Consider the following 6,676-nt stretch of genomic DNA (forward strand, 5'->3'; position numbering starts at 1 on the left):
GCTCGCGCCGGGGACGGGCCGGCGGCCGGGAGCGGGTCGGCAACCGGCGGGCCGGGGGCGGCGGGGGGCGGGCCGGGGGGGGGGGCCGGGGGGCGCCGGGGGTTGGGGGGTGGGCCGGGGCGGGGCGCGCTGGGGGTGCGGCTGGCGGCCCGCGCCGCACGGCTGCGTCTGCCCGTGCGCTTCCTCGGGCACCTGGGCGGGCGCGCGGAGCTGGCCCGGCTGCTGGGCTGCGCGGACGTGGTCCTCGCGCCCGGCCCGGTGGAGACCTTCGGGCTCGCCGCGCTGGAGGCGCTGGCCTGCGGGACCCCGGTGGCGGTCAGCCGATCCTCCGCACTGCCCGGCCTGGTCGGGTCCGCCGGGGTGGCGGCCGTCGACACCGGCAACGGATTCGCCTCCGCGGTACGGCAGTTGCTGGACCGACCGGAGGAGCCGCGGCGGGCCGCCGCGCGAGCGCAGGCCGAGCGGTACGGCTGGCCGGCGGCGGTGGCGGCGTTCCTGGCGGCACACGGCGTACGCGGCGACGAGGTGGTGGACGGAGGCCGGGATGAGCATGCTGGAAGCCGGGCGTGACCGGGCGGCCGAGGAGCGCCCCGCGGCGGGCGAGCTGCTGCGCTTCGTCGCGCTCGGGGACTCGCTGACGGAGGGGGTCGGGGACCAGGTCGGCGAGGGCCGGCGCGGCTGGGCCGCCGTCCTGGCCCGCTCGCTGGCGCCCGGGGGACGGGGCGTCGAGTTCACCAACCTGGCGTACAGCGGGGCGCTCACGACGGAACTGACGATCCGTCAACTCCCTGCGGCGCTGGAGCTGCGGCCGCAGCTGGCGGCGGTGGTGGTCGGCGGCAACGACACCCTGCGCACGGGCTTCGACATCCGGCGCACCACGCTGGAGTTGGACGCCACGATGGGTGAACTGTCCGGCCACGGCGCCAGGTTGCTGACCGCCTGCCTGCCCGACCCCGGCCGCCTGCTCCGGCTCCCGGCGCCGCTCGCCCGTCCGCTGGCGCGCCGGATGCGGGCGGTCAACACCGTGGTGCACGCCCTCACCGAACGCCACCGGGCGGTGCACCTGCACATCGCCGAGCTGCCCTGGCTCACGGAGCGCCGACTGCTGAGCGTGGACCGCCTGCACCCCAGCGCCGAGGGCCACCACCTGATCGCCCGACGGTTCCACGAACTGCTCACCGAGGCCGGCCACCCCCTCGGCCCGCCCCCGGCCGCGGCCCCAGCCGAACCCCCGCCGGGCCTGGCCGCCGACCTCTGGTGGATGGCCACCCGCGGCACCCGCTGGCTCGCCGCCCGCAGCACCGACCTCCTCCCGGGCCTGCTCGCCCTGGCCGCCGCGGAGGGCGCCGCCCGGCTGCGCGGCGGCAGCGGGCGCCACGACGAGCAGATGGCCCGCGCGGCGGCCCAGGCGCTGGCCTCCCTGGGGTGAGGCTGCGGCGGGGCGGCAGGCCTGCGGGGAGGCGGAGGCGACCGGGGCTGCGGGGCAACAGCCGGCGGCGGCGGAAGCCGTGGGCAGCACGGGGTAGCAGGCCGCCAACCCGGCCGGAGCGGTGGGGGGTTGGGCACGCCGGCCCGCCGACCCGGCCGGAGCGGCGGGTGCCGTGGGACCGCAGGGGTAGCAGGCCGCCGGGGTGGCCGGGCGGCGGGATCGCAGGTCTCCCGATCGTGGAAGTCGGACACGGTGCCGTCGGACGGGAGCCATCGGGGTGGCCCGGGCTGTCGGGTCCGGGAAGAGTGCGGCGGAGAGAGCCGGGGCGCTGCCACGGCCCTCGGGGCTGCGGGGACATCGATCCGCCGAGGTGGCGGGCCTGCCAGGCGGGCCGGGGCCGTGCCGATCCGCCACCTGGACGCCAACGGGGTGGGGGCCGCAGGTCGCTCGATCGTGGGGATCGGCGGTGCCGCCGGGCGGGAACCATCGGGGTGGCCCGGGTTGTCGTGACCGGGGAGAGTGCGGCGAAGGGAGTCGGGGTGGAGAACGCGGGCACGGTCGGCCGGGAGGTCATGGCGGCGGCGGGGGTGCTGTTCCCGGACGGGGCGGGGCGGTTGCTGGTGGTGCGGCTGCCGTACGACCGGAGGCATCCGGTGGCGATCCCGGGTGGCGGGTGGGAGCCGGCGGACCGGTCGCCCCGGGAGACCGCCCTGCGGGAGATCCGCGAGGAGCTGGGCTTCACGCCCCGGCTGGGGCCGCTGGCCGCGGTGGACTGGGCGCTGCTGCGCGACGGCGACCGGCCGATCGTCGTGTACCTGTACTGGGCCGAGCCGCTGACCGCGGAGCAGGCGGCGGCGTTCCGGCCGGACGCGGCGGAGGTCGGCGGCTGGACCTGGCTGACGGCGGACCAGGCCGGGCGCGCGCTGCCGCCTCGGCTGTCGCGCCGGGTGATGGCGTGTCTGCGGGCGCCGCGCGACGCCGGGCCGCTGGAGCTGGAGGACAGCCGGCCGGTCGGGCACACGCTCGGGCGGCTGCCCGCCGACGGGCCGGTGCCCGAGTACGCCGGACCGGCCGCGGCGCCGGGGCTGACACCGTCGACCGAGGAGCCCCCGGAGCCACCGATGGACCGGGAGACCTACTACGCCACCCGGCCGCGCATCCGGACGAAGGCGCGGGCGCTGTTCACCGACGCCGCGGGCCGGGTCCTGCTGGTACGGCTGCGGCCGTGGGACGGGCCGCGCGGGCAGGTCCCGTACTGGACGCTGCCGGGCGGCGGGGTCGAGGCGGACCGGGAGATGCCCCGGGCGGCAGCCCGGCGGGAGGTCCGCGAGGAGCTCGGCTGGGAGGTCGAGCCGGGCCCGCTGCTGGCACTGGACTGGCAGCCGGGTGCGGCGGCCGACCCGGAGGCGGACCCTGCGACCGGCCGGGACACCGCCGTCCTGGTGTACGTGTTCGACGGGGGCACGGTGACGGAGCGGATGCTCGGCTCGATCGTGCTGCCGGAGGAGGAGCTGGTGGAGTGGCGGCTCTGCGCCCCGGCCGAGGCGCGGGCGCTGCTGACCGGCCCGTCCTGGGACCGCACGGCCGCCGCGCTGGCCGCCCGGGGACGGTCCGGCGGGCCGGTCGAGCTGGTGCGCGGGCGGGCCGTCGGACCGGACCTGCCGCAGGGGTGAGACCCGCCGGACGGGGCCCGGCGGGTGTCACCCACCACCCCTCGCGTCAGACCTCCAGGTCCGCCTCGATCCGGCCCAGCTGGTGGCGGGCCATCGCCAGGTTGGCGCGCGACTTGTCCAGCACGAGGTAGAGGAACAGGCCCTTGCCGGTGCGGCCGGTGAGCGGGCGGATCAGGTGGTACTGGCTGGTCAGGGTGATCAGGATGTCCTCGATCCCGTCCTGGAGGCCGAGCATGTCCATGGTGCGCATCTTGGCCCGGACCACGTCGGTGTTACCGGCCGCGGCGACGTTGAGGTCCAGGCCGCCGGGGCCGTCGAGGGTGGCCAGCGCCATGCCGCTGTTGTAGTCCACCAGGGCCGCGCCGATGGCGCCCTCGATGCTGGTCATGGCCTGCTTGAGCGAGCCGGCTGCGTCGGTCATCTGGGTAACTCCCGTTCGGTGGTGGGTGGTTCATGGGCGGGTTCGGGTGCTTCGAGGGGGAGGGCGGTGCGGTGGGGCCGCGGGTGGTCCGGTCAGCCCGCCTCGCGCGGGTCCTTGGGGACGAGGGCGTCGTTGAGCAGCGCCGCGATGCGCTGCGCGCTGCGCCGGGCCTCCAGGTGCAGGCGGCCGACGTTGACGTCGGGGTGGGCCAGCAGGGTCAGCACGCAGCTGCCGCCGACCGCGTAGGTGGCGACGTAGCCGTTCTCGCCGCGCACCAGCGACTCGCGGAACTCGCCCTGGCCGGTGGTGTCGGCGAGCCGCTGGGCCAGCGAGAGCGAGGCCGCCGTCATCGCGGCCAGCCCCGAGGGCTCGGTGCCGTGGGTGTCGTGCGCGATCAGCAGGCCGTCCACGCTGGCGACCAGACCGCCCGCGAGGTGCGGGACGCGGTGCTTGACGGCGCGCAGTTCGGCGAGCAACTCGGTCTCCAAGGCGATCAGTTGTCTCCTTCCGACACGCTGCTTGAGTGCCCGCCTCATGGCCGGAACGACGGGGTCGCGGGCGGGGAGTGGGTCAAAGTCGGGCCTCCAGAAGGTCTCGGACCCGGGTCAGCAGCGCGATGTCCGGGTCGGGGACGGTCAGCGGGTGGGCCGCTGCCGTGGTGGGCGGGCGTTCGGAGCGCGTGGGGTCGGTAGGGGTGCCGGGGGCGGCGGGGGCGGCCGGGGCGCCGGGGAGTCCGGCGCTCCGGAGCGTGGCGCCGGGGACCCGGCGGTGCAGCCCTCCGGCCGGTCCGCTCGGGACCGGCGGAGCAACTTCGGGTGCCGGGGCGGCCGTTGGCGGCGCCACGCGAGCATCGGGCACCTCGGACGGCGGTGCCACGCAGACCTCGGGCACCTCGGAGAGCGCGGGCACCGCGCGCGCCGGGTCCGCCGGCGGCGCAGCGGACGGGAGCGGCGCAGCAGACGGGAGCGGCAGGTCGGACGGGCCCGGCACCCCGGGCGGCTGCGGCGCGTCCAGCAGTCCGGCGGCGGCCAGCCGGCGGACGTCGGCCGTCACGCCGAAGCCGGAGCGGCCGAGCAGCCGCGCCAGGTCCGCCGGGGTCCTGCGGCCGTCGGCGTGGTCCAGCAGCTCGCGGCGCCGGCGGCCGGACGGGCGGTGGGACGGCCGGCGGCCGTGCCCGGCCGGTCGGACGGGCGCGGTGTCGAGCTGCGCCCAGGGCCAGATCCCGTCGAGCAGTTGCCGACGGCGTTCCACCTCGCGGCGGATCCGGGCCGGGTCGACCTCCGCGACCGGCCCGAGCCAGTGCCGGGCGCCGGCCTCGAACCGCCAGACCCCGTCGGCCGGGTCGGCGAGGACGAAGAACGCGGCGTCGAACAGCGTGCCCAGGTGGCCGAGTTCGAGCTCCCCGCGGGTGAGCAGCCGCCGTTCGACGAGCACCTCGCCGACCCTCGCCCGCGGGCCGTGGGTCCGGAGCAGCTCGGCCCAGCCCTCGGGGGTGATCCGGCCGCAGCCGGTGAGCAGGTCGGCCAGGCCGGGCGCCCGGGAGGACTCGGCGGCCGTCACCCGCCCGTCGACCAGGTGGAGGCTGCCCGGCGGTCCGTGCAGGGCGCCGGTGGCGCGACGGTCGGCGAGGTGGGCGAGCGCCTCGCCCGGGGTCCTCGGGGCGGCGGCCTCCACCGAGGGCGACGGCACGGTACCGGTTGCGGCGGTCACGCGCTCACCCCAGCACCAGCTCCTCGGTGAGCGCCTGGAGGCGGAAGCGGGCGGCGGCGAGGTTGCCCTCCGCGCGGTCCAGCCAGAGGTGCAGGACGAGCCGGCTGTCGAAGACGGTGTCGATGAAGCGGATCAGGTGGTAGCTGCGGCCGGCGGTGACGATGATGTCCTCCAGCGGAGCCCGCCGGTCCTCCGCCGCGGTGAAGGTCTGGCTCTCGACGGCCGCCCGGACCAGGTCGGTTGCCTCGGCGGCGGAGGTCTCGTGCTCTCCGGTCGGGCTGTCCCCGACGCTGCCGAGGGCGAGCCCGCTGCTCCAGTCGACCAGGCTCGCGGCACGGGCCCCGGGGATCGCCATCGCTCCGGAGAGGCATTCGTCGATACCGGGCACACCGGCTCCTTCGCGGGGTCTGGGCGGCCGGACGCGTGGCGGCGCCGACCGGTTCACCACCAGCAGTGGCTAGTTCGACACGGAAGGCTACTGCCGGGATTCCATCCGACGAACATTCCAATGGCATATTCACATCAGCAGCAGCCAGTTCCGGCCAAGAACTGACAGATCATCAGGTCGGGCGCATGGGCGGCACCACTGATGGACCCCGGGGTCGGAGCGCCGTTCACCGGCCACCTGGCACGGGACCTTGGCCGATACCGGGCCGCAGGGGAGGGTTTCGAGGCCGAAAATGCGATAAGAGGCACGGATGCGGGACGCCAACGCGCCGAAGGGGCCCGTTCCACTGGACGGAACGAGCCCCTTCGATGAGAGCGCCAGGCCCGGGTCGCACGGACTCTCCCTACTGAAAGTAGGGCGTGCTCTGGTAGCACCGCTGACGCCTGTTCGAGATTCCGCTTTCCGGAAGATCACTTCCTCTCGACGGGAAGAACATTAGCAGGTCATCACACCTGGTCAGAAATCGCGGCCGACCACCGGAACGGGCACCGGAGCGGGCCGGGACCGGTCAGCCCAGCAGCGCCCGATAGCCCTCGATCAGGGCGGTGAGCCCGAGCTCGAAGGCCCGGTCGGCGCGCTCGCGCCCGACCGGGACGGCGTCCAGGGCGTCGGCCAGCCTCGGGGTGGCGGCACGGTCGACGGCGTCGACCATGACGTCCGGGGCGACCAGGTCCAGCGCCGAACCCAGGACGAAGCTCTCCAGGGCGGTGATCAGGCCCATCACGTCCCGCGCGGCGAAGCCCGCGTCCTCCAGGGTGGCGACGGCCCGCTCGTACAGCTCGTGCATGAACGATTCGGCCAGCGGCGCGGTGGCGAGCAGCCGGATGATGCCGGGGTGCTCGGCGAAGGCGTCCCGGTAGGCGTGCGCCCAGGTGCGCAGCGCGGCGTCCCAGGACTGGTCCCACACCGACTGCTCGCCGATCGTGCGCACCAGCTCGGCGCGCATCAGGGCGACGATCTCGGCCCGGCCGGCCACGTGGTGGTAGAGCGCCGAG

The 6,676-nt window shown here is 76.5% G+C and carries 7 protein-coding genes and 1 pseudogene; 3 read left to right on the top strand and 5 right to left on the bottom strand.

Going from position 1 to position 6,676, the window contains the following annotated elements; translation table 11 throughout:
• Positions 1 to 138: 138 nt before the first annotated feature.
• From ABZW03_RS34715 to ABZW03_RS34725, 3 genes and pseudogenes are all read left to right on the top strand, one after another.
• Positions 139 to 570 (top strand): annotated as a pseudogene (locus tag ABZW03_RS34715) (glycosyltransferase); the annotation flags it as partial.
• Positions 545 to 1,429, top strand: coding sequence for an SGNH/GDSL hydrolase family protein (locus tag ABZW03_RS34720; protein WP_355267523.1), 885 nt, complete (start codon positions 545 to 547; stop codon positions 1,427 to 1,429). The pseudogene ABZW03_RS34715 and the gene ABZW03_RS34720, both read left to right, overlap by 26 nt.
• A 539-nt stretch (positions 1,430 to 1,968) precedes the next feature.
• Positions 1,969 to 3,102, top strand: a complete 1,134-nt coding sequence (locus ABZW03_RS34725; RefSeq protein ID WP_355267526.1) for an NUDIX domain-containing protein — start codon at positions 1,969 to 1,971, stop codon at positions 3,100 to 3,102.
• Between the two features lie 46 nt (positions 3,103 to 3,148).
• Here ABZW03_RS34725 and ABZW03_RS34730 read toward each other — a convergent pair whose 3' ends face one another.
• The 5 genes from ABZW03_RS34730 to ABZW03_RS34750 all read right to left on the bottom strand — a co-directional run.
• Positions 3,149 to 3,523 carry a hypothetical protein gene (locus ABZW03_RS34730; RefSeq protein WP_355267529.1) on the bottom strand — a complete coding sequence of 125 codons (375 nt, stop codon included), beginning with the start codon at positions 3,521 to 3,523 and terminating at the stop codon, positions 3,149 to 3,151.
• A 92-nt stretch (positions 3,524 to 3,615) separates the two neighbouring features.
• Positions 3,616 to 4,011 (bottom strand): roadblock/LC7 domain-containing protein, encoded by a 396-nt coding sequence (locus ABZW03_RS34735; RefSeq protein ID WP_355267532.1) that lies wholly within the window; start codon positions 4,009 to 4,011, stop codon positions 3,616 to 3,618.
• A gap of 82 nt (positions 4,012 to 4,093) precedes the next feature.
• Positions 4,094 to 5,233, bottom strand: a complete 1,140-nt coding sequence (locus tag ABZW03_RS34740) for a hypothetical protein (protein WP_355267535.1) — start codon at positions 5,231 to 5,233, stop codon at positions 4,094 to 4,096.
• Between the two features lie 4 nt (positions 5,234 to 5,237).
• Positions 5,238 to 5,621 (bottom strand): hypothetical protein, encoded by a 384-nt coding sequence (locus tag ABZW03_RS34745; RefSeq protein ID WP_355267538.1) that lies wholly within the window; start codon positions 5,619 to 5,621, stop codon positions 5,238 to 5,240.
• A gap of 568 nt (positions 5,622 to 6,189) precedes the next feature.
• Positions 6,190 to 6,676: TetR/AcrR family transcriptional regulator C-terminal domain-containing protein (locus ABZW03_RS34750; protein ID WP_355267541.1), on the bottom strand; the 487-nt coding region annotated here is incomplete at its 5' end.

Source organism: Kitasatospora sp. NPDC004799, from assembly GCF_040609095.1.
In the GTDB taxonomy this organism is placed as follows: Bacteria; Actinomycetota; Actinomycetes; order Streptomycetales; family Streptomycetaceae; genus Kitasatospora.